This is a genomic window from Gemmobacter caeni (assembly GCF_003054195.1).
In the GTDB taxonomy this organism is placed as follows: domain Bacteria; phylum Pseudomonadota; class Alphaproteobacteria; order Rhodobacterales; family Rhodobacteraceae; genus Gemmobacter; species Gemmobacter caeni.
The window spans coordinates 147,820-167,666 of sequence record NZ_QBKP01000001.1 but is presented as its reverse complement, the minus strand read 5'-3'; the positions used below and the strand labels follow the sequence as shown (position 1 = coordinate 167,666).

The window sequence follows — 19,847 nt, the reverse complement described above, 5'->3', positions numbered from 1 at the left end:
GTTTTGCGACGCGAATGTGTCGCAAATATCTGGCGCTCCCGGAAATGCGAAGGGGCGCCCGCAGGCGCCCCTTGCCGGATCGTATCGCTTTCGCTCACTTCTCGGGGATCAGGCCGCGCGGGCTGAAGCGCAGCACCAGCAGCAGGATGATGCCCATGGTCAGCAGGCGCATATGTTGCGCGCTGTCTACCAGATGCGATTTCAGCGGGCCGGGGGCCATTCCGGCGGTGATGCCGCCCATGACCATCGGCCCGAGCGTTTCCACGATCAGCCAGAGCCAGCCGACCAGCAGGCCGCCCAGCAGTGCGCCCCAGTTGTTGCCCGAGCCGCCCACGATCACCATGACCCAGATCAGGAAGGTGAATCGCAGCGGCTGGTAGGTGCCGGGGTTCAGGATGCCGTCCATCGAGGTCAGCATGGCGCCCGCGATGCCGATGACCGCGCTGCCGAGAATGAAGATGTGCAGGTGTTTCTTCGTCACATCCTTGCCCATCGCACGGGCGGCGTCTTCGTTGTCGCGGATGGCGCGCATCATGCGGCCCCAGGGGCTGTTGAGCGCGCGTTCCGACAGCCAGATCAAGAGGCCCAGAACGATGAGGATCATCACCATGTAGCAGAGCTTCACCACCACAGACGAGGCCGAAACCGGATCAAAGCCCCAGTTCGCCGCCAGTTCAAGGAAGCGTGGATTCTGTTGCAGGCTGACCTCGTAAGGCACCGGCCAGGGCCGTTCCTTCAGGTCCATCATCTTGACGCCGCGCGCCAGCCAGTCCTCGTTCTTCATCACCGCAACGATGATTTCGGCGATGCCCAGCGTGGCGATGGCCAGATAGTCGGACCGCAGCCCAAGCGCCGTCTTGCCGATGCCCCAGGCGGCCAGTGCGGCCAGCAGGCCACCCGCAGGCCAGGCCAGCAGGACCGGCAGGCCAAGGCCGCCAAGGTTGCCCTGGATCGTCGGGTTGATCGCCTCCACCGCATCGACAGCCGGGTCAAAGACCGCACGGAAGAGGAAGAAGCCCCCGACCAGCAGCGCGACCGTTGCAAGGCTGCGGGCGCGGCCCTTCACCATGCGGCGGCGCAGGAAGATCGTGGCGGCGATCGTCAGGGCGCCCAGGGCGAGACCGGCAAGAATGCCGAAGCCGCCGGCGGACCATGCCTCGGGCACAGGGCGGGAGTTCACCAGAACCACGGCCAGACCGCCCAGCGCGGCAAAGCCCATGACGCCGGTGTTGAACAGGCCCGCATAGCCCCACTGGATATTCACCCCCAGCGCCATGATGGAAGAGACCAGTGCGAAGTTCAGGATCAGCAGCGTCTGGTTCCAGCTGGTCAGCACCAGCCCGGTAAACAGAAACAGCGCGACAACGCCCGCGAAGAGATAAAGGTTCTTCGACATCAGACCGATTTCCCCTTGAACAGGCCCGTAGGCATGAAGATCAGCACCAGAATGAGGATCGAGAAGCTGACCGCGAATTTGTAATCGGTCGACATCAGTTGCAGCAGACCATCCGGCGCCATGCTGTCAGGCAGCAGATAGGTCGCCACCTTTTTCCAGGCATAGGTCACCATCACTTCGGAAAAGGCGATCACGAAGCCCCCGGCAATCGCCCCCAGCGGGCTGCCCAGACCGCCGACGATGGCCGCGGCAAAGATCGGCAGCAGAAGCTGGAAATAGGTGAAGGGCTTGAAGCTCTTGTCGAGGCCATAGAGCACGCCCGCGATGGTCGCCATGGCGGCGGCCAGAATCCAGGTCACCTGCACCACGCGATCGGGGTTGATGCCCGACAGCAGCGCCAGATCCTCGTTGTCCGAGAAGGCGCGCATGGATTTGCCGGTGCGGGTCTTTTGCAGGAACCAGAACAGGAAGGCCACGGTCAGCCCGGCGGTCACCACGGTCACGGCCTGCGTCGTCTTGATGGCCAGACCTTCAGTCAGGCCGGTCATGGTCTTGAAATCGCCTGCGGTGATCAGGAAGCGTGCGCCATCGGCAAAGTTCTGATCCTCGACCCCGATGATCAGTCGGACGATGCCGTTCATCACGAACATCACCCCCAGCGAGACGATCACCAGAATGGTCGGCGCGGCCTTCTGCTTGCGATAGAAGCGATAGACCGCACGATCTGTCAGCAGCAGCAGCGCCGCTGTGGCGGCAATGCCGAAGGGCAGGGCCAGCAGGGCGGTCGGCAGCGGACCAAATCCGATGCCCATGGATTGAAACCACCAGGTCACGAGGATGGTGACCATGGTGCCAAAGGCCATAGTGTCGCCATGGGCGAAGTTGGAAAACCGCAGGATGCCGTAGATCAGCGTCACACCCAGAGCACCCAGCGCAAGCTGGCTGCCATAAGCGAGGCCCGGAATGAACACGAAGTTGAGGAAAGCCACGAGGGCGTTGAGAATATCCATGGCTCAGCCCCCGAGGAAGGAACGGCGGACCTCCGGGTCGGCCATCAGGGCCTTGCCGGTGTCGGTGAAGCGGTTGGCGCCCTGCACAAGGACATAGCCCTTGTCCGCAATCTCCAGCGCCTGCCGGGCATTCTGTTCCACCATGAGGATGGAAATGCCGGTGCGCGCGATCTCGATGATCCGGTCGAACAACTCGTCCATCACGATGGGCGACACGCCTGCCGTGGGTTCATCCAGCATCAGCACCTTGGGTCGCGTCATCAGCGCGCGTCCGACCGCCACCTGCTGCCGCTGGCCGCCCGAAAGCTCACCCGCCGCCTGATGGCGCTTTTCCTTGAGGATGGGGAACAGATCATAGACCTGCGCCATGGTATCGGCGAAGCCGTCCTCGCGGATGAAAGCGCCCATTTCCAGATTTTCCTCCACCGTCATCGAGGTGAAGATGTTGTGCGTCTGCGGCACGAAGCCCATGCCCTTGTGGACCCGCGCCTGCGGGGTGAGCGTGGTGATATCCTCGCCATCCAGCACCACACGGCCACCGCGCAGCTTCAGCATGCCGAAGACCGCCTTCATGGCGGTGGATTTGCCCGCGCCGTTCGGGCCCACGATCACCGCGATCTGGCCCTTTTCCACCGCAATGGTGCAGTTGTGCAGGATGTCGGCCGCGCCATAGCCGCCGGTCATACCGTCGCCGATCAGGAAGGGCTCAGCCATGGGCGGCTTCCTCCTTTACCTTGTTCTTCAGGCCGGTGCCCAGATAGGCCTCGATCACCCGTTCGTCGTTCTTCACTTCGTCTACCGTGCCTTGCGCCAGCACCTTGCCCTCGGCCATCACGATGACCGGGTCGCAGAGGCGGGCGATGAAATCCATGTCATGTTCGATGACGCAGAATGTGTAGCCGCGTTCCTGGTTCAGCCGCACGATGGCGTCGCCGATGGTGTTCAGCAGCGTGCGGTTCACGCCTGCGCCCACCTCGTCAAGGAACACGATCTTCGCATCCACCATCATGGTGCGACCCAGTTCCAGCAGCTTCTTCTGCCCGCCGGAGATCTGGCTGGCCTTCTGGTCGGCCAGATGGCTGATGGTCAGGAACTCCAGCACCTCATCGGCCTTGTCGCGGATGCGCGCCTCTTCGGCGGCGACCGCGCCGCGGCGGAACCAGGCGTTCCACAGCCGTTCGCCCGATTGCAGCGCGGGCACCATCATCAGGTTCTCGCGCACCGTCATCGAGCCGAACTCATGCGCGATCTGGAAGGTGCGCAACAGGCCCTTGCCGAACAGTTCGTGCGGCGGCAGGCCGGTGATATCCTCGCCCGCCATCAGGACGCGGCCCGAGGTCGGCTGGTATCTTCCGGCGATGACATTGAAAAGTGTGGTCTTGCCCGCGCCGTTCGGACCGATCAGCCCGGTGATCGAGCCTTTCCGGATTTCGAGCGAGGCACCGTCGACGGCATGGAAGCCCCCGAAATGCTTGTGCAGATTTTCGACAACGATCATCCGTTATCTTCCCCCAAGGTGCCGGGTTCGTGCTTCGGAGTTGGTCCCCGATAGCCCTGCGGCACATGCGTTACGGCAACGGCCCGGGGAGCACCCGGGCCGCACCTTATGGTCGTATCGACCGCGATCAGCGGAACTTGTCGGTCACGAAAGCGCCGTCGGTGACGGAATATTCGCGGAAGTTGCCAGCGGATTCACCGGGCCCGATCAGTTCCACGGCAGTGGCACCAACGTAGTCGATGTCCTTGCCTTCCTTGATCAGGTCAAGCGCCTTGCCCAGCTCGCCCGGCAGGATCTGCTCGCCCGGACCGTTGGCCACGTCGAACACTTTCTTCGACCATTCCTTCGAGTCGGTCGAACCAGCCGCCTGCATGGCCAGCATCATCAGCGCCGCCGCATCATAGCTTTCGCCGGAATAGGCGGTGGCACCGTCGAAGCCCGAAGCATTCGAGATCTCGACATATTTCGCCGCGCCGGGGCTGTCGGTGCCGGGCACGTCGCCGTAGGAGCCGTTCAGCGGCGCGCCGATGGCGTCGATCAGGCTCTGACCATACATGCCGTCGGGCAGGAAGAAGGTCGAGAAGGCGCCGGAGTCGACCGCAGCCTGGATCATGCCCTTGCCGCCCTGGTCGACATAGCCCGCAACCACCAGAACCTCGCCGCCAGCCGAGGACAGCGCCGCGATTTCAGCCGAATAGTCGGCCTTGCCGTCTTCATGCGGCGCGGCCAGCGTGACCTTGCCACCCTTGGCCTCGAAAGCCTTCTGGAAGCTTTCGGCAACGCCCTTGCCGTAGTCGTTGTTGGTGTAGGTGACAGCAGCTTCCTTCACGCCACGGTCCGAGATGATGTCGGCCATCACCTCGCCCTGACGGGCGTCGGACGGGGCGGTGCGGAAGAACAGGCCGTCATCTTCGGCCGCCGACAGCGCGGGCGAGGTCGCCGAGGGCGAGATCATGCCAATGCCGTTCGGGCGGGCAACGTTTTGCAGGACTGCGCCGGTCACGCCCGAGCAGTCGCCACCGACGATGCCGGAAACCTTGTCAGAGGTCACCAGACGCTCGGCTGCCGATTGTGCCGCAGCGGCGTCGACGCAGGTGGTGTCGCCGCGCACCGGGGTGACGGTCGCGCCATCCAGCAGCTTGCCGGATTCGCTGACTTCCTTCATCGCAAGTTCCGCACCGTTGGCCATGTTCGGCACGGTGGATTCCAGCGGGCCGGTGAAGCCCAGCAGAACACCGATCTTCACTTCTTCGGCCGATGCGGCCCCCGCAACAAGAGCGGTCGCCGCGGTGGCAAGCAGCAGTTTTTTCATTTTTGACTCCCATGTCGGACGTGTCTGTGTCCAAGGCTAGAATGCAGGAGGATAAAAGGAAAGTGCCCAATTGACAGGCTTCTGCCGATCCTCCGCGCAGACTGACGCCAGATTGCCGTGCGGTTTGGTTCCCGCAAGAGAAAAGGCCGGGTTTCGTCATTTCGCCCGTATGATCCGGCGATTTGCTGGACATGCGGCGGCTCCGGCCTAACTCTGACCGACAGGGCAAGGAGTTGACGATGCGTCATTTTCGCTATGCGGCGGTTGTAGGTCTGGGCGTCATGCTCGCGGGTGGTGTGATCGCGGGCGAAGTGCAGACTTCGGCCGGCGTGATGCAGATTTCCCCGGTTGCCACCGGATTCGAGGAGCCCTGGGCTTTGGCCTTCCTGCCGGATGGCGCGGTGCTGGTGACCGAGCGGGCAGGCCAACTGACCTTGCTGCGGGGCGAGACGCGGCAGGTCATCGCGGGGCTGCCTGAGGTTTTCGCCCGTGGGCAGGGGGGATTGCTGGATGTTCTGGTGCCGCGCGATTTCGCGCAAAGCCGTGAAATCTGGCTCAGCCTCGCCGCGCCCGTGAAGGGCGGTGCGGCGACCGCCGTGGGGCGCGGCCACCTCTCGCAGGATGAGACGCGGCTGGAGGATTTCCGGCTGATGTTTACCGCCGAGGGCTATCGCGGCGGGCGGCATTTCGGCGCCCGGCTGGTGGAGGCGCCGGATGGCACGCTGTTCCTGACCACCGGCGACCGGGGGACCGGCCCTGCGGGCATGGCGGCGCAGCAGGCGACGAAGGCGGCTGGCAAGATCATCCACCTGAACCGCGACGGCAGCCCGGCGACGTCCTTGCCGGGCTGGCAACCCGGCGTCTATTCGCTGGGGCACCGCAATGTTCAGGGCGCCGAGCTGGCGCCGGACGGGCGCTTGCTGACCGTCGAACATGGCGCACGCGGCGGGGATGAGGTGAACGCAGTGCAGCCGGGGCGCAACTATGGCTGGCCCGTCATCAGCTACGGCGTGAACTATGATGACAGCCCCATTGGCGAGGGCACCCGGAAAGAGGGGATGGAGCAGCCCCTGCATTACTGGGACCCTTCCATCGCGCCCTCTGGCCTGATGGTCTATTCCGGCGCGCTGGTGCCTGACTGGACGGGCGATCTGTTCACCGGCAGCCTGAACAGCGGTTTCCTCAGCCGACTGGACCCCGACAGGCCTGCCGGGACCGGCTTTGCCGAAGAGCGTATCGCCGCGGAGGAAACCGGCCGTCTGCGCGATGTGGCCGAAGGGCCGGATGGTGCGATCTGGTTCCTGTCAGTGGAAAATGGCGCGCTTTATCGCATGGCGCCCTGAGGCAAAGGTGCTGGACGGCGGGCGCTGCCTGCGCCAGATTTGGACCGTATTGCCCGGAGGCCCGCATGACCGCTGTCGATGCCGTGAAATCGGCCTATCGCAATTATGCCAGTTTTGAGGGCCGCGCGGCGCGGTCGGACTTCTGGTGGTTCGTGCTGTTTCAGATCGTTGTCGCGGCACTGATCTCGCAGATCGACGGTACCAGCCAGATGATAACGGGGCCTGGCATGATGCGTTATACCTATTCGCCGGGCCTTTTGGGGGCGATCTGGCATCTGGTGAATCTTTTGCCGATTCTGGCGCTCGGGGCGCGGCGGCTGCATGATCTTGGCAAATCAGGCTGGTGGCTGCTGCTGGGGCTGATCCCTATGATCGGGGTGCTGTTCCTGCTTGCCTGGGCCAGCCTGCGCGGCACGGCGGGTCCGAATGCCTATGGGCCGGACCCGCTGGCCGTCTGACGCGACCTCAGATCGACAGCCGCGTCCCGATTCCGGGCATCCCGCTCTGGGTTCCGCGCTCGCGGTAGGGCGTGGTATTATAGTGGCTCCGGTAGCATTTCGAAAAATGCGACGGGCTGGCAAAGCCGCAGGCCAGGGCCACGTTGATCACGCTCATATCCGTCTGCATCAGCAGATTGCGCGCCTTTTGCAGCCGCAATTCCATATAATACCGCTTCGGACTGCGGTTCAGGTAGCGGCGGAACAGCCGCTCCAGCTGCCGGGTGGACATGCCCACTTCCTCGGCCAGATCGGCCGGGCTCATCGGGTCTTCGATGTTGTTTTCCATCTTCTGGATGACCTGGCTGAGCTTGGGATGCCGCACGCCGATCCGGGTCGGGATCGACAGACGCTGCGTATCCTGATCGGTGCGGATCGAGCTGTAGATCAGCTGATCAGCCACGGTATTCGCCAGATCCTCGCCATGGTCGGCGGCGATCAGCTTCAGCATGAGGTCGATGGAGGCGGTCCCCCCGGCGGTGGACAGCCGGTTGCCGTCGATCACGAAGACCGATTTGGTCAGCTTGACCTCTTCGAACTCTTCCAGAAATCCGTCCTGGTTTTCCCAGTGGATCGTGGCCTTGCGCCCCTCCAGCAGCCCGGCCTTGGCCAGCGAATAGGCGCCGGTGCACAGCCCCCCCATCACCACGCCGCGCCGCGCCTCGCGCCGCAGCCAGCCGGTGACGCCGCGCGTGGTGGCGCGGCCAATGTCGATGCCACCGCAGACCAGCAGGGTATCCTCGCGGTCGATCTCATCCAGCCCCATGTCGAGCTTGAAGGATGCGCCGTTGGAACAGGTCGCCTCTATCCCGCCTTCGCCCGCCAGTTTCCAGGTATAAATCTGACGCCCCGCAACGCGGTTGGCGATGCGCAGGGGTTCGATCGCACCGGCAAAAGACAGCATGGTAAAACGGTCCAGCAACAGGAAAATGAAGCGGCGCGGCGCTGCATCCTTGGCGATAGACGTGGCTTTGCGCGGCAGGCTGGACATCATGCGACCCGTTTGCGTCGATTTCGGCACATCTAGGCAGGAAACAGCCCCCCCTTCAAGGGGCGATCCTTGCTTGGCTCTTTGCATTTCCGACACGACTCCTTATAGGCAGTCGGATTACCGCTAACGCACGGAGACACCCCATGACGAAGGGCTGGCAAAAATCGGATTGGCGCGCAAAGCCGCGGGTCCAGATGCCGGACTATCCGGATCAGGCCGCACTCACTGCCGTTGAGGCACAGCTTGCGAAATATCCGCCCCTCGTTTTTGCGGGCGAGGCGCGCCGTCTGAAGAAAGAGCTTGCACTGGCTGCCGAGGGCAAGGCCTTCCTGCTGCAAGGCGGCGACTGTGCCGAAAGCTTCGCCGAATTCAGCGCCGACAATATCCGCGACACGTTCCGCGTCATGCTGCAAATGGCGGTCGTGCTGACCTATGGCGCCAAGGTGCCGGTCATCAAGGTCGGCCGCATGGCGGGCCAGTTCGCCAAGCCGCGTTCGGCGCCGACCGAAGTGGCGGGCGGCGTAGAGCTGCCGAGCTACCGTGGCGATATCATCAACGGCTTCGACTTCACTGCCGATGCCCGCGTGCCCGATCCGGCACGGATGCTGCAGGCATATACCCAGGCGGCGGCCAGTCTGAATCTGCTGCGCGCCTTCTCGACCGGCGGCTTTGCCGACATCCACCGAGTTCACAGCTGGACTCTTGGCTTTGCCGAACATGACAAAGCCGAGCGTTACCGCGAACTGTCGAACCGCATCTCGGACGCGCTCGACTTCATGAATGCAGCCGGGGTGAATTCCGACACCGCGCATGAACTGAGCCGGGTGGACTTCTACACCAGCCACGAGGCGCTGCTGCTGGAATATGAAGAGGCGCTTTGCCGCATCGATTCCATCACCGGGCAGAATGTGGCGGGCTCCGGCCATATGATCTGGATCGGCGACCGCACCCGTCAGCCCGACGGCGCCCATGTCGAGTTCTGCCGTGGCGTGCTGAACCCGATCGGCCTGAAATGCGGCCCTTCGACCACGGCCGAGGATCTGAAGGTGCTGATGGCCAAGCTGAACCCGGCCAACGAGGCTGGCCGGCTGACCCTGATCGCGCGCTTCGGTGCCGGCAAGGTGGGCGAGCATCTGCCGCGCCTGATCAAGGCCGTTCAGGAAGAAGGTGCCAATGTCGTCTGGTCCTGCGACCCGATGCACGGCAACACCATCAAGGCGGCCTCGGGCTACAAGACCCGGCCCTTCGATTCGGTGCTGCGCGAGGTGCGCGAGTTCTTCGCGATCCACAAGGCTGAGGGCACCATTCCGGGTGGCGTGCATTTCGAGATGACCGGCCAGGACGTGACCGAATGCACCGGCGGCCTGCGGGCTGTAACGGACGAGAACCTGAGCGACCGCTACCACACCGCCTGCGATCCGCGTCTGAACGCCTCGCAATCGCTGGAACTGGCCTTCCTCGTCTCCGAGGAGCTGACTGCGCGCCGCGACGACCAGCGCCGCGTGGCGATGTAATCCGGATCAGCCTGGATCGGATGAAACGGACGGCGCGGGGCCAACCCTCGCGCCGTTTGCTTTGATGCGGGCATGATCGGGGTCGGCAGTGCTTCGGTGTGGAATAAATTTTCCAATTCTGCTAGCCTGCAGTCAATCTGTCGGGGAGTGATCCATGTCGAATGTTGACGCGTCGGTAGCGGCGCCTGCCAGTGTCGAGGAGTTTCACGACCGTCTGGCGCAGATTGGGGGCGATTTGCCCAAGCGTTTGCGCCAATGCGCCGATCACATCGCCGCGAATGTGGACCGGATCGCCGTGTCGACGGTGGCGGAACTGGCGGCGGGGGCGGATGTGCCGCCCTCGGCCCTGATGCGCTTCTGCCAGATCCTCGGGTTTTCAGGCTTTTCCGAAATGCAGAAGCTGTTTCGCGAGGCCTATGCGCCGGGGCGGCCGGATTATGCAACGCGGCTGAAAAACCTGAAGCAGAACGGGGCGGGCAGCCCGGCAGCGCTTCTGGCGGAATTTGTCGAGGCAGGGCGGCAGAGCCTTGAGGCCCTGGCGAAAGCGACAGACGAAGCTGCGCTCGCGCGGGCGGTCGCTTTGTTGGCCGGGGCCGGGATGCTGCATGTCGCCGGATTCCGCCGGGCCTATCCGGTGTCGAGCTATCTTGCGTATGTCTTTGAGAAAATGTCCGTTCCGGCGATGTTGCACGATGGGGCGGGCAAGCTGGATCACAGGTTTGCGTTGCGCGCGGGCGATGCGCTGATCGCCATCACCTTCGCGCCCTATTCCGAGGAAACGCTGGCTTTGGCGACCGAGGCGCGGGAGCGGGGCGTTGCAGTGGTGGCAATCACCGATCATGCCTCAAGCCCGCTGGTGCCGCTTTCGGATGCCATCCTGACCGTGCCCGAGGTGGATTTCGGGGCGTTCCGTTCGCTTTCGGCAACCATTGCGCTCGCTCTGGCCCTGGCCGTTTCCGTGGGGAGTGCGCGGGACAGCGCGTGAAACTGCTTTCCTTGCAGATTAAAATGGAATAAATATTCCATTAAGGGAGTCGCGCCTTTTGGGGCGGCAGGCAGGGAGGGGCGGATGAAGACGCTGGATGTGATCACCATTGGCCGGTCGTCGGTCGACCTTTACGGCGCGCAGGTGGGTGGCCGGCTGGAGGACATGGGATCGTTCCAGAAATACATCGGTGGCAGCCCCTGCAATATGGCGGCAGGCACCGCGCGTCTGGGGCTGAAATCGGCATTGATCACGCGTGTCGGCGACGAACACATGGGGCGCTTCATCCGCGAGGAACTGGCGCGCGAGGGTGTCGATGTGCGCGGGGTGAAGACAGATCCCCAGCGGCTGACCGCGCTCGTTCTGCTGGGCATCCGCGATGACTGCCAGTTCCCCCTGATCTTCTACCGCGAGAACTGTGCCGATATGGCGCTGTGCGAAGATGATATTGACCCGTCCTTCATCGCTGAGGCGCGCGCCGTTGTGGCGACCGGCACGCATCTGAGCCATTCCCGGACCGAGGCAGCGGTCCTGAAGGCGCTGCATCTGGCGCGCGAAAGCGGCGCGCAGACCGCGCTGGATATCGACTATCGCCCGAATCTCTGGGGTCTGTCCGGGCATGGCGATGGCGAGAACCGCTTCATCGCCAGTGCGGCGGTGACGGCGAAGCTGCAATCCACGCTGCATCTGTTCGACCTGATCGTCGGAACGGAAGAGGAGTTTCACATCGCGGGTGGCAGTACCGACACGGTGGCAGCGCTCCGGGCCGTGCGGGCGGTTTCGGGCGCAGTTCTGGTCTGCAAGCGCGGGGCGGCTGGGGCGGTGGCCTTCACCGGCGCCATTCCTGATAAACTGGAGGACGGCGAAACCGGCCCCGGATTCCCCATCGAGGTATTCAATGTGCTCGGGGCGGGCGACGGCTTCATGTCGGGTCTGCTGAAGGGTTGGCTGGATGGCGAAAGCTGGCCGGTCGCGCTGAAGTACGCCAATGCCTGCGGGGCCTTTGCCGTCAGCCGCCATGGCTGCACCCCGGCCTACCCAAGCCTTGAGGAGATGAATTACTTCCTCAGCCGCGGGGTGCGGGAAAAGGCGCTGCGCAAGGATGCGGCGCTGGAGCAGGTGCACTGGGCGACCAATCGCCATGGCGACTGGTCCACCATGCGGGTCTTCGCCTTCGACCACCGGATGCAGATGGAGGCGATGGATGGCGCGACGCCCGAAAAGATAGGCGCGTTCAAGCTCTTGTGTCTGGAAGCGGCGAAAGGCGTTCAGGCCGGTAGGCCCGGCTATGGCATCCTCTGCGATGGCCGTCTGGGGCGACAGGCGCTTTACGCGGCTGCCGGTTCGGGGCTGTGGATCGGGCGTCCGGTGGAATGGCCGGGCTCGCGGCCGCTGGAACTGGAGCCCGAGATCGGACCGGATTACGGCGGGCTTTCGGAATGGCCGCTGGAGCAGGTGGTGAAGGTTCTGTGCTTCTGCCACCCTGATGATCCGCCCGAGACGCGCGCGGAACAGGAGGCGACGGTGACGCGTCTGTTCCACGCCTGCCGCCGCAACCGTCTGGAAATGTTGCTGGAAATCATTCCCTCCAAGGTGGGGCCGGTGGAAGATGACACCTCGGCCCGGCTGATCCGGCGGTTTTACGAGATCGGGATCTATCCTGACTGGTGGAAGCTGGAACCCTTCACCTCTGCCGTCGCCTGGGAAAAGGCCTGCGCAGCGATCACGGAAAATGACCCGCATGTGCGCGGCATTGTCGTCCTGGGTCTGGATGCCCCGGCAGACCAGCTTGCCGAGAGCTTTGCCCTTGCGGCGCGGCACGATCTGGTGCGCGGTTTCGCCGTGGGTCGCACCATTTTTGCCGATGCCGCCCGGCGCTGGCTCCGGGGCGAGATCGGCGATGCCGAAGCGATTGCGGCGATGGTGGCCCGGTATCAGGGTCTTTGTCAGGTCTGGGACAGCGCGCGTGCGCAGAACGGAGCGGGAGCATGACACAGACCATCCGGCTGACCGCCGCGCAGGCCATGGTGAAATGGCTGTCGGTCCAGATGACCGCCGAGGGCGAACGTTTCATCGAAGGCTGCTGGGCGATCTTCGGCCATGGCAATGTGGCTGGGCTGGGCGAGGCATTGCACCAGGGCCTGCACGGGCAGCTTTGCGGCAATACGCCGTTTCCGACCTGGCGGGGACAGAACGAACAGACCATGGCCCATGCCGCCATCGCCTTCGCCAAGGGACGGGCACGGCGTCAGGCCCATGCCGTTACCTCGTCCATCGGGCCGGGGGCGACCAACATGGTCACGGCGGCGGCCATGGCGCATGTGAACCGCCTGCCGGTCCTGTTCATCGCGGGGGATGTCTTTGCCAGTCGCCGCCCCGATCCGGTCTTGCAGCAGGTCGAGGATTTCGACGACGGCACGGTCAGCGCGAATGACTGTTTTCGCCCGGTGGTGCGCTATTTCGACCGCATCCAGCGGCCCGAACACCTGTTGACCGCCTTGCCCCGTGCCTTGCGGGTGATGACCGATCCGGCGGATTGCGGCCCGGTTTGCCTGGCGTTCTGCCAGGATGTGCAGGCCGAGGCCTTTGACTGGCCGGAGGCCTTCTTTGCGCCGAAGGTCTGGCACATCCGGCGTCCGGCCCCGGATGCCCGAGAGCTTGCAGAGGTTTCGGCGCAGATCCGGGCGGCAGAGCGTCCGTTAATCCTTTGCGGGGGCGGGGTGATCTATTCCGGCGCCGAGGCCGTGCTGGCGGCTTTCGCCAGCCGCCATGGGATTGCGGTGACCGAGACGCAGGCGGGCAAGTCGGCGCTGGCGCAGGCCCATCCGATGAACTTTGGTGCAGCGGGCGTCGATGGCTCTGCCGCCGCCAACGCGGCGTTGCGCGCGGCGGATCTGGTGATTGGCATTGGCACGCGCTTGCAGGATTTCACCACCGGCTCACGCACGCTGTTCGCGCCGGATGCGCGGCTGGTTTCGATCAACGTCCATGGCTATGACGCGGCCAAGCATGGCGCCCTGAGCCTTGTGGCCGATGCCAGGATCGCACTGGAGGCGCTGTCGCCGTTGCTGGACGGCTATTGCGCCGGGGTCGACGCCGCGGCGCGGGCCGATTGGCTGCGGGCGGTCGATGCCCATTGCAGCGCCCCGGTGGCGGAGGATGCGCTGCCCAGTGACGCCCAGGTGATCGGTGCCGTGCAGGCGGTCAGTACGGAGGCGACCATCGCCCTTTGCGCCGCCGGAACCATGCCGGGCGCGCTGAAGCTGCTGTGGCAGGCGGCGCCGGGCGGCTATCACATGGAATACGGATATTCCTGCATGGGGTATGAACTGGCCGGGGCCATGGGGCTCAAACTGGCGCAGCCTGCGCGCGAGGTGATCTGTTTCGTGGGCGATGGCAGTTACATGATGGCCAATGCCGAACTGGCCACGGCGGTGATGCGGCGCATCCCCTTTACCGTGGTCCTGACCGACAACCGGGGATATGGCTGTATCAACCGGCTGCAAACTCTGGGCTGTGGCGGGGCGGCCTTTAACAATCTTTACGAGGACTGCCTGATCGAGGATCAGCCCCGGATCGACTATGCGGCCCATGCGGCCTCGATGGGGGCACATGCGGTGAAGGTGGCGGGTCTGGCAGGCTTGCAGCGCGCCATCCGCGAGGCACGGGGCCGGCAGAAACCCACCGTCATCGTGATCGAGACCACCGCCCGTGATTTTCCGGGCACCGGCATCGAGACAGCCGCGGGCCCGCACGGTCATTTCTGGGAAGTGGCGGTTCCCGCAGTGGGCGACCGTGACACGATGCGGGAGGCCTATGAGCGCTACATCGCCAACACCGCCCGCGCGCGGCTGACGAACTGAGGGCGCAGCCATGATCCGCTTTGGCACCAATCCGATCGCCTGGGCCAATGACTACGATCCCAGCATCGGCGCGCATATTCCAACCGCCCTGATCCTTGACGAGGCCGGACGCCAGATCGGCTTTGACGGGATCGAGAACGGACATCGCTGGCCCGATGACCCCGAGGCCCTGCGCGCGTTGCTTGCCGGATACGGGCTGCGCTTCGTCTCGGGCTGGTATTCCTCGGAACTGCTGACCCGCACGGTGGCCGAGGAAATCGCGGCGGTGCAGGGCCATCTGGCAAAGCTCAAGCACAATGGCTGCAAGGTCTGCATCGTCTGCGAAACCTCGAACGCGATCCATTGCGAGGCGGACCGGCCAATGCGCGAGAGGCCCATGCTGTCCGCGGCCGGGATGCGCGCCTTCGGGGCGCGGCTGGAGGCTTTCGCGGCTTATCTGGCGGGCGAAGGGGTAACGCTGGTCTATCATCACCACATGGGCACGATCATTGAAACGCCGGAAGACATCGACGCGCTTATGACGGCGACGGGGCCGCATGTGCAGCTTTTGTTCGATGCCGGGCATTGCGCTTTTGGCGGTGGCGACCCAGAGGCGGTGTTGCGCCGCCATATCGGCCGGGTCCGGCATTTCCATGCCAAGAACATCCGTCCCGATGTGGTGCACCGGGCCCGGACGGAGGAGATGAGCTTTCTGCAGGCGGTGCGGGCGGGCGCCTTCACGGTGCCGGGGGATCAGGAAGGCGGGGTGGATTTCGCGCCTCTGATGCGGATACTCAAGGCCGCCGGATATGACGGCTGGATCGTGATCGAGGCGGAGCAGGACCCGAGGCGCTGCAATCCGCTGATGTATCAGACGCTGGGCCTCGCGACGCTGAAACGGCTGGCGCGGGCCAGCGGGCTGATGTGAGGGGGACGAAGACGGGGGGCTGTCTGCCCCCCCGTACCCCCGAGGATATTTTGGAACAGATGAAGGGGCGAAGGATGGGCGATCTTCTGGTGCGGCCGCAGGGTACACGCGGCAAGGTGCATGACGTGACCCCCGACAGCGCGGGCTGGGGCTATGTGGGCTTCGGTCTCTATCGCCTTGAGCCGGGGGACCGCGTGGCCGAGACGACGGGCACGCGTGAAGTCATCCTTGTGCTGGTCGAGGGCAGGGCCCGGCTGACGGCCGCCGGTATTGCCTTCGGTGAAATGGGCGAGAGGATGGATGTTTTCGAGAAGACGCCGCCGCATTGCCTTTATGTGCCGAACGGCAGCAACTGGTCGGCGGAGGCCACCACCTCCTGCACGCTGGCAGTCTGTTCCGCGCCGGGCAAGGGTGGTCATCCGGTGCGGCGGCTGGGGCCTGACGGCATCACGCTGACCCCGCGCGGCAAGGGTGCCAACACGCGTTTCGTCAACAACATCGCGATGGAGATGCAGGAGGTCGCTGACAGCCTGCTGGTGACCGAGGTTTTCACCCCCGCCGGTAACTGGTCAAGCTATCCCAGTCATCGCCATGACGAGGATGATTTCCCCCGAATGACCTATCTGGAGGAGACCTATTACATGCGGCTGAACCCGGCGCAGGGCTTCGGCGTGCAGCGGGTCTATACCGAGGATGGCAGCCTGGACGAGACCATGGCGGTGCGGAACCATGATGTCACGCTGGTCCCGAAGGGGCATCATCCCTGCGGCGTGCCCTATGGCTATGAGATGTATTACCTCAACGTCATGGCCGGGCCGCTGCGCAAATGGCGGTTCCGGAACGACCCGGATCATGACTGGATCTATCAGCGCGACCTGTAACCGGGGTATTGCCCCGGCGTGATCACATGAACCGGAAGGCCGTCGGCCAGCGCGGTCAGTTCTGCCGCGACAAGGGCAGCATCGGGCAGGTCCGGCGCGATGGCGCAGATCCGGCCGGTGTAGCCGAAGGTCCGCAGGCGCTCGATCACCTGCACCGCGTCAAAACCGCTGCCCAGCAGCGGCAGGGCGACGCAATCCGGGGCAACAACCTCCAGCAGCGTGCGGCTGAGCTGGCGGAAGGCGATGGAAATGACCATCGGCGGCGGCTCCAGGTTTTCGGCGATCCGCATGGCCTCGGGGCAGTCGATGACCAGCACATTCTGCGGGGGATCGGGCGGGTGTTCGGTCATCGGGCAGGGCTTCCTGTTGCGGCAAGGGCAGGAGGGCGGTAAGCCTGCCTCAACCCGGGAGGCCCGAGCGGATGCAGGACATGGATGGTGAAACGGCGCGGATCGTGGCGGAACGCGAGGCTTTCATGCAGGCGGTGCCCCTGCCGATGCTGCATGTCGGCCCCGACATGCGGATCGGTGTGGCCAATGCGCGGGCGGTGGTCCTTCTGGGGCCACAGGCCGTCGGGCGGCATTTCGGGCTGAGCCTGCGCCAGCCGGCGCTGGTGGCCGCGATCGAAGAAGTCATGCACGGCGGCGAGAAACAGCATCTGCGCTGCAATCTCAGCCCCAGCGCGCATGAGGTGGTCTATGACATCACCGTCGGCCCGACGCCGGGAGGCGGGGCGCTGTGCAGTTTCTTCGACGTGACGGAACAGGAGCTGATCGGCCAGTTGCGGCGGGATTTCGTGGCCAATGTCAGCCACGAGCTGCGCACGCCGCTGACCGCGCTGCTGGGGTTCATCGAAACCCTTCAAGGTCCGGCGAAGAACGACGCCAATGCCCGCGAGCGGTTTCTGGGCATCATGTCGCGCGAGGCCGAACGGATGACCCGGCTGGTGCGCGATCTTCTGTCGCTCAGCCGGGTGGAATCGCAGGAGCGTATGCGGCCCGAGGGCGTGGTCGATCTGTCGGGTCTTTTGGCCAGCGTGCTGACGACGCTGCGCCCGATGGCCGAACAGGCGGGGGTGACGCTGGAACTGACCGGCGGCGCGGCGCCGGTGAAGCTGAGGGCCGATGCGGACCAGTTGACCCAGGTGTTTCACAATCTCGTCGAGAATGCGGTGAAATACGGCACGCCCGGCAAGCTGGTCACCGTCAGCATCGGCCGCGAGGCGGCTTTGCCCGGATCGCCGGGCGGTGCGGTCTCGGTGGCGGTGCGCGACAGGGGCGAAGGGATCGAGGCGCAGCATCTGCCGCGCCTGACCGAACGGTTCTACCGGGTCGATACCCACCGCTCGCGCGAGAAAGGGGGCACCGGGCTGGGGCTGGCCATCGTCAAGCATATCGTCAACCGTCATCGCGGACGGCTGCGCATCGAAAGTGAAAAAGGGCAGGGCAGCACCTTCACCGTGGTTCTGCCGCTGGGTTAAAGCCGGGCGATGCGCTCGGTCAGCAGCGCATAGAAACCGTCGGCATCCAGATCCCCGATGAACAGTGCATTGGGCTTGCGGTCGGTCACGCCCCACCAGTCGGCGACGGTCATGCCCAGTGTCAGTTCGGACTGCGTTTCGATCTCGACATTGATGTGCCGCCCGGTGAACAACTCGGGCCGCATCAGCCAGGCGATGACGCAGGGGTCATGCAGCGGGGCGCCTTCGCTGCCATACTTCTGCACGTCGAAACGTTCGAAAAAGTCGGTCCATTCCGCCACCATGCGGCCCGGTTTGGTGCCCATGGCGCGGAAGGCCTCGATCCGGGGGCGGGTGGTCAGCGCCTTATGGGTCACATCGAGCGGCATCACCACCAGCGGCACGCCGGAGCGGAACACGATATCCGCCGCCTGCGGGTCGACATAGATGTTGAACTCCGCCGCCGGGGTAACATTGCCCACCTCGAAATAGGCGCCGCCCATCAGCACGATTTCCTGAATGCGCGAGGCGATGTCGGGCGCGCGTTGCAGGGCGGTGGCGATATTGGTCAGCGGCCCCAGCGGGCAAAGCGTGACGGTTCCCGCGGGTTCGGCCCGCAGCGTCTCGATGATGAAATCGACGGCATGCCGGTCTTGCAATTTCATCACGGGATCGGGCAGTTGCGGCCCGTCCAGCCCGGTCGCCCCATGCACATATTCCGCCGTCACCAGTTTGCGGCTGAGCGGCCGGTCGCAACCCGCAAAGACCTTCACGCCGGGCTGGCCCGCAAGTTCACAGACGATGCGCGCATTGCGGGCGGTCAGCGCCAGCGGCACATTGCCCGCCACGGCGCAGATGCCCAGAACCTCCACCTCTTCGGGGCTGGCAAGCGCCAGCAGGATCGCCACGGCATCGTCCTGCCCCGGATCGGTGTCGATGATGATCTTGCGCGGGCCTTGAGGCATCGGTCTCTCCTGTGCGACTCTGTCGGACACGCTGGCATAGCAGGGCCGGAGTTGCACGTTCAACCCGGAGTTTATCGGCGATCCTGCCTGGCATGTCAGTGGTCTGCAAGGTTTATTCCGGCAGCGGACATTTGACCATATAGTAAAAACGGGCGCCAGAGGCGCCCGTCTGCCGTGCCGGAGCAGGATCCGGGATCAGCCGTCGAAATCGACCTGTTCCATGATCTTCAGCGCCTCGGCGCGGTGCCCGGCGATATCGGCCAGCGACAGGCCATCGGGGGTGAAGGTGCCCCAGCTTGCCACCAGTTCCGACGCAGGCACACCCGGCTTCACCGGGAATTCGTTGTTGGTTTCTGCATAGATGCGCTGCGCCTCGTCCGACGACAGCCATTCCATCAGCTTCAGAGCCGCATCATGGTTCGGGGCGGCCTTGGTCATGGCAACGCCCGAGATGTTCATATGCGTGGCGCCGCCTTCAAACACCGGGAAGACGATGCGAACGGAATTGGCCCATTCCTGCTGCTCCGGGTCGGCCAGCATCTGTCCCATGTAATAGGTATTGCCGATCGAGATGTCGCATTCGCCGGCCCAGATGCCCTTGACCTGATCGCGGTCATTGCCCGTGGGCTTGCGCGCCAGATTGGCCTTCAGACCTTCGGCCCATTGCGTCGCGGCTTCGCTGCCGTGGTGGGCGATATAGGCCGACAGCAGCGCAATGTTGTAATCATTCGTCCCCGAGCGCGAGCAGATGCGGCCCTTCCACTTCGGATCGGCCAGATCCTCGTAAGTGGTGACCTCGCCGTCCTTCACGCGCTCTTTCGAGGCATATACGATGCGGGCGCGGCTGGTCAGGCCGAACCAGTGATTATCCTTGTCGCGGAACTCGGCCGGGATATTGGCATTCAGAACGTCGGACTGGACGGCCTGGGTCACACCGGCCTCGACCACCTGGCTCAGCCGGGCGATGTCAACGGTCAGCACCAGATCGGCGGGCGAGCGGTCGCCCTCGGCCACCAGACGTTCCACCATGCCCTTGTCCACGAAGGCCACGTTGGTTTCGATGCCGGTCTCGGCGGTGAAGGCGTCCAGCAGCGGCTGGATCAGTTCGGGCTGACGGTGCGAATAGATGTTCACTTCGTCCGCGAAGACGGGAAGGGCCGTCGAGCAGAGGGCGAGTGCCAGCAGGGCGCGCTTCATTGTTGACCTCTTTTGTCAAAAATTCTGGC

18 protein-coding genes are annotated in these 19,847 nt (G+C 64.4%); 9 read left to right on the top strand and 9 right to left on the bottom strand.

All coding sequences use genetic code 11. The annotated features are described in order from the left end of the window. Nucleotides 1–94: 94 nt before the first annotated feature. From C8N34_RS00770 to C8N34_RS00750, 5 genes are all read right to left on the bottom strand, one after another. Complete coding sequence (locus C8N34_RS00770; protein WP_108126902.1) at nt 95–1,396, bottom strand: branched-chain amino acid ABC transporter permease; 1,302 nt, start codon at nt 1,394–1,396, stop codon at nt 95–97. Further along, nucleotides 1,396–2,406, bottom strand: a complete 1,011-nt coding sequence (locus C8N34_RS00765) for a branched-chain amino acid ABC transporter permease (protein WP_054303463.1) — start codon at nt 2,404–2,406, stop codon at nt 1,396–1,398. The genes C8N34_RS00770 and C8N34_RS00765 overlap by 1 nt, the downstream gene beginning before the upstream one ends. A 3-nt stretch (nt 2,407–2,409) precedes the next feature. Beyond that, entirely contained in the window at nt 2,410–3,120 is a 711-nt protein-coding gene (locus C8N34_RS00760) for an ABC transporter ATP-binding protein (RefSeq protein WP_054303464.1), read from the bottom strand. After that, a complete protein-coding gene (locus C8N34_RS00755) occupies nt 3,113–3,904 on the bottom strand; it encodes an ABC transporter ATP-binding protein (RefSeq protein ID WP_054303465.1) in 792 nt (263 codons plus the stop codon). The genes C8N34_RS00760 and C8N34_RS00755 overlap by 8 nt, the downstream gene beginning before the upstream one ends. Nucleotides 3,905–4,031: 127 nt before the next feature. After that, entirely contained in the window at nt 4,032–5,216 is a 1,185-nt protein-coding gene (locus C8N34_RS00750) for an ABC transporter substrate-binding protein (protein ID WP_054303466.1), read from the bottom strand. A gap of 239 nt (nt 5,217–5,455) precedes the next feature. Between C8N34_RS00750 and C8N34_RS00745 the strand changes: the two genes are divergently transcribed. Then, complete coding sequence (locus C8N34_RS00745; RefSeq protein ID WP_108126900.1) at nt 5,456–6,559, top strand: PQQ-dependent sugar dehydrogenase; 1,104 nt, start codon at nt 5,456–5,458, stop codon at nt 6,557–6,559. Nucleotides 6,560–6,624: 65 nt separating this feature from the next. After that, nucleotides 6,625–7,017, top strand: coding sequence for a DUF805 domain-containing protein (locus tag C8N34_RS00740; protein ID WP_054303467.1), 393 nt, complete (start codon nt 6,625–6,627; stop codon nt 7,015–7,017). Between the two features lie 7 nt (nt 7,018–7,024). On the opposite strand, the gene C8N34_RS00735 is transcribed toward C8N34_RS00740, so the two are convergent. Next, nucleotides 7,025–8,047 carry a GlxA family transcriptional regulator gene (locus C8N34_RS00735; protein ID WP_108127403.1) on the bottom strand — a complete coding sequence of 341 codons (1,023 nt, stop codon included), beginning with the start codon at nt 8,045–8,047 and terminating at the stop codon, nt 7,025–7,027. A gap of 143 nt (nt 8,048–8,190) precedes the next feature. Between C8N34_RS00735 and C8N34_RS00730 the strand changes: the two genes are divergently transcribed. The 6 genes from C8N34_RS00730 to iolB all read left to right on the top strand — a co-directional run bounded on the left by C8N34_RS00730 (nt 8,191) and on the right by iolB (nt 16,197). Further along, on the top strand, nt 8,191–9,561 hold the full coding sequence (locus C8N34_RS00730) for a class II 3-deoxy-7-phosphoheptulonate synthase (RefSeq protein WP_108126898.1): 1,371 nt from the start codon (nt 8,191–8,193) through the stop codon (nt 9,559–9,561). A gap of 154 nt (nt 9,562–9,715) precedes the next feature. After that, a complete protein-coding gene (locus tag C8N34_RS00725) occupies nt 9,716–10,546 on the top strand; it encodes a MurR/RpiR family transcriptional regulator (RefSeq protein WP_108126896.1) in 831 nt (276 codons plus the stop codon). 84 nt (nt 10,547–10,630) lie between these two features. Then, nucleotides 10,631–12,538 carry a bifunctional 5-dehydro-2-deoxygluconokinase/5-dehydro-2-deoxyphosphogluconate aldolase gene (locus C8N34_RS00720; protein ID WP_108126894.1) on the top strand — a complete coding sequence of 636 codons (1,908 nt, stop codon included), beginning with the start codon at nt 10,631–10,633 and terminating at the stop codon, nt 12,536–12,538. Then, on the top strand, nt 12,535–14,409 hold the full coding sequence (gene iolD / locus C8N34_RS00715; protein ID WP_108126892.1) for a 3D-(3,5/4)-trihydroxycyclohexane-1,2-dione acylhydrolase (decyclizing): 1,875 nt from the start codon (nt 12,535–12,537) through the stop codon (nt 14,407–14,409). Before C8N34_RS00720 ends, iolD begins: the two co-directional genes overlap by 4 nt. A 10-nt stretch (nt 14,410–14,419) precedes the next feature. Continuing rightward, a complete protein-coding gene (gene iolE / locus C8N34_RS00710) occupies nt 14,420–15,316 on the top strand; it encodes a myo-inosose-2 dehydratase (protein ID WP_108126890.1) in 897 nt (298 codons plus the stop codon). A gap of 74 nt (nt 15,317–15,390) precedes the next feature. Next, complete coding sequence (gene iolB / locus C8N34_RS00705) at nt 15,391–16,197, top strand: 5-deoxy-glucuronate isomerase (protein WP_108126888.1); 807 nt, start codon at nt 15,391–15,393, stop codon at nt 16,195–16,197. Here the strand turns inward: iolB and C8N34_RS00700 are convergent. Beyond that, nucleotides 16,182–16,547 (bottom strand): hypothetical protein, encoded by a 366-nt coding sequence (locus tag C8N34_RS00700; RefSeq protein ID WP_054303475.1) that lies wholly within the window; start codon nt 16,545–16,547, stop codon nt 16,182–16,184. The two genes, iolB and C8N34_RS00700, sit on opposite strands and share 16 nt — an antisense overlap. Nucleotides 16,548–16,627: 80 nt before the next feature. Between C8N34_RS00700 and C8N34_RS00695 the strand changes: the two genes are divergently transcribed. Next, entirely contained in the window at nt 16,628–17,677 is a 1,050-nt protein-coding gene (locus C8N34_RS00695; RefSeq protein WP_108127401.1) for a sensor histidine kinase, read from the top strand. Here C8N34_RS00695 and C8N34_RS00690 read toward each other — a convergent pair. Together C8N34_RS00690 and C8N34_RS00685 are read right to left on the bottom strand one after the other, a co-directional pair. Beyond that, complete coding sequence (locus C8N34_RS00690) at nt 17,674–18,621, bottom strand: nucleoside hydrolase (RefSeq protein ID WP_108126886.1); 948 nt, start codon at nt 18,619–18,621, stop codon at nt 17,674–17,676. The genes C8N34_RS00695 and C8N34_RS00690 overlap by 4 nt on opposite strands. Before the next feature lie 195 nt (nt 18,622–18,816). Beyond that, on the bottom strand, nt 18,817–19,818 hold the full coding sequence (locus C8N34_RS00685) for a Fe(3+) ABC transporter substrate-binding protein (protein ID WP_108126884.1): 1,002 nt from the start codon (nt 19,816–19,818) through the stop codon (nt 18,817–18,819). Nucleotides 19,819–19,847 lie beyond the last annotated feature (29 nt).

Bases quoted from the DNA above. Each gene is read 5' to 3' on its own strand.
- C8N34_RS00735 (WP_108127403.1), bottom strand. From the start codon at position 8,047: ATGTCCAGCCTGCCGCGCAAAGCCACGTCTATCGCCAAGGATGCAGCG.
- C8N34_RS00720 (WP_108126894.1), top strand. From the start codon at position 10,631: ATGAAGACGCTGGATGTGATCACCATTGGCCGGTCGTCGGTCGACCTT.
- C8N34_RS00770 (WP_108126902.1), bottom strand. From the start codon at position 1,396: ATGTCGAAGAACCTTTATCTCTTCGCGGGCGTTGTCGCGCTGTTTCTG.
- C8N34_RS00700 (WP_054303475.1), bottom strand. From the start codon at position 16,547: ATGACCGAACACCCGCCCGATCCCCCGCAGAATGTGCTGGTCATCGAC.
- C8N34_RS00760 (WP_054303464.1), bottom strand. From the start codon at position 3,120: ATGGCTGAGCCCTTCCTGATCGGCGACGGTATGACCGGCGGCTATGGC.
- iolD (WP_108126892.1), top strand. From the start codon at position 12,535: ATGACACAGACCATCCGGCTGACCGCCGCGCAGGCCATGGTGAAATGG.
- C8N34_RS00765 (WP_054303463.1), bottom strand. From the start codon at position 2,406: ATGGATATTCTCAACGCCCTCGTGGCTTTCCTCAACTTCGTGTTCATT.
- C8N34_RS00695 (WP_108127401.1), top strand. From the start codon at position 16,628: ATGGATGGTGAAACGGCGCGGATCGTGGCGGAACGCGAGGCTTTCATG.
- C8N34_RS00750 (WP_054303466.1), bottom strand. From the start codon at position 5,216: ATGAAAAAACTGCTGCTTGCCACCGCGGCGACCGCTCTTGTTGCGGGG.
- C8N34_RS00725 (WP_108126896.1), top strand. From the start codon at position 9,716: ATGTCGAATGTTGACGCGTCGGTAGCGGCGCCTGCCAGTGTCGAGGAG.
- C8N34_RS00730 (WP_108126898.1), top strand. From the start codon at position 8,191: ATGACGAAGGGCTGGCAAAAATCGGATTGGCGCGCAAAGCCGCGGGTC.
- C8N34_RS00755 (WP_054303465.1), bottom strand. From the start codon at position 3,904: ATGATCGTTGTCGAAAATCTGCACAAGCATTTCGGGGGCTTCCATGCC.
- iolB (WP_108126888.1), top strand. From the start codon at position 15,391: ATGGGCGATCTTCTGGTGCGGCCGCAGGGTACACGCGGCAAGGTGCAT.
- C8N34_RS00745 (WP_108126900.1), top strand. From the start codon at position 5,456: ATGCGTCATTTTCGCTATGCGGCGGTTGTAGGTCTGGGCGTCATGCTC.
- C8N34_RS00685 (WP_108126884.1), bottom strand. From the start codon at position 19,818: ATGAAGCGCGCCCTGCTGGCACTCGCCCTCTGCTCGACGGCCCTTCCC.
- C8N34_RS00740 (WP_054303467.1), top strand. From the start codon at position 6,625: ATGACCGCTGTCGATGCCGTGAAATCGGCCTATCGCAATTATGCCAGT.
- iolE (WP_108126890.1), top strand. From the start codon at position 14,420: ATGATCCGCTTTGGCACCAATCCGATCGCCTGGGCCAATGACTACGAT.
- C8N34_RS00690 (WP_108126886.1), bottom strand. From the start codon at position 18,621: ATGCCTCAAGGCCCGCGCAAGATCATCATCGACACCGATCCGGGGCAG.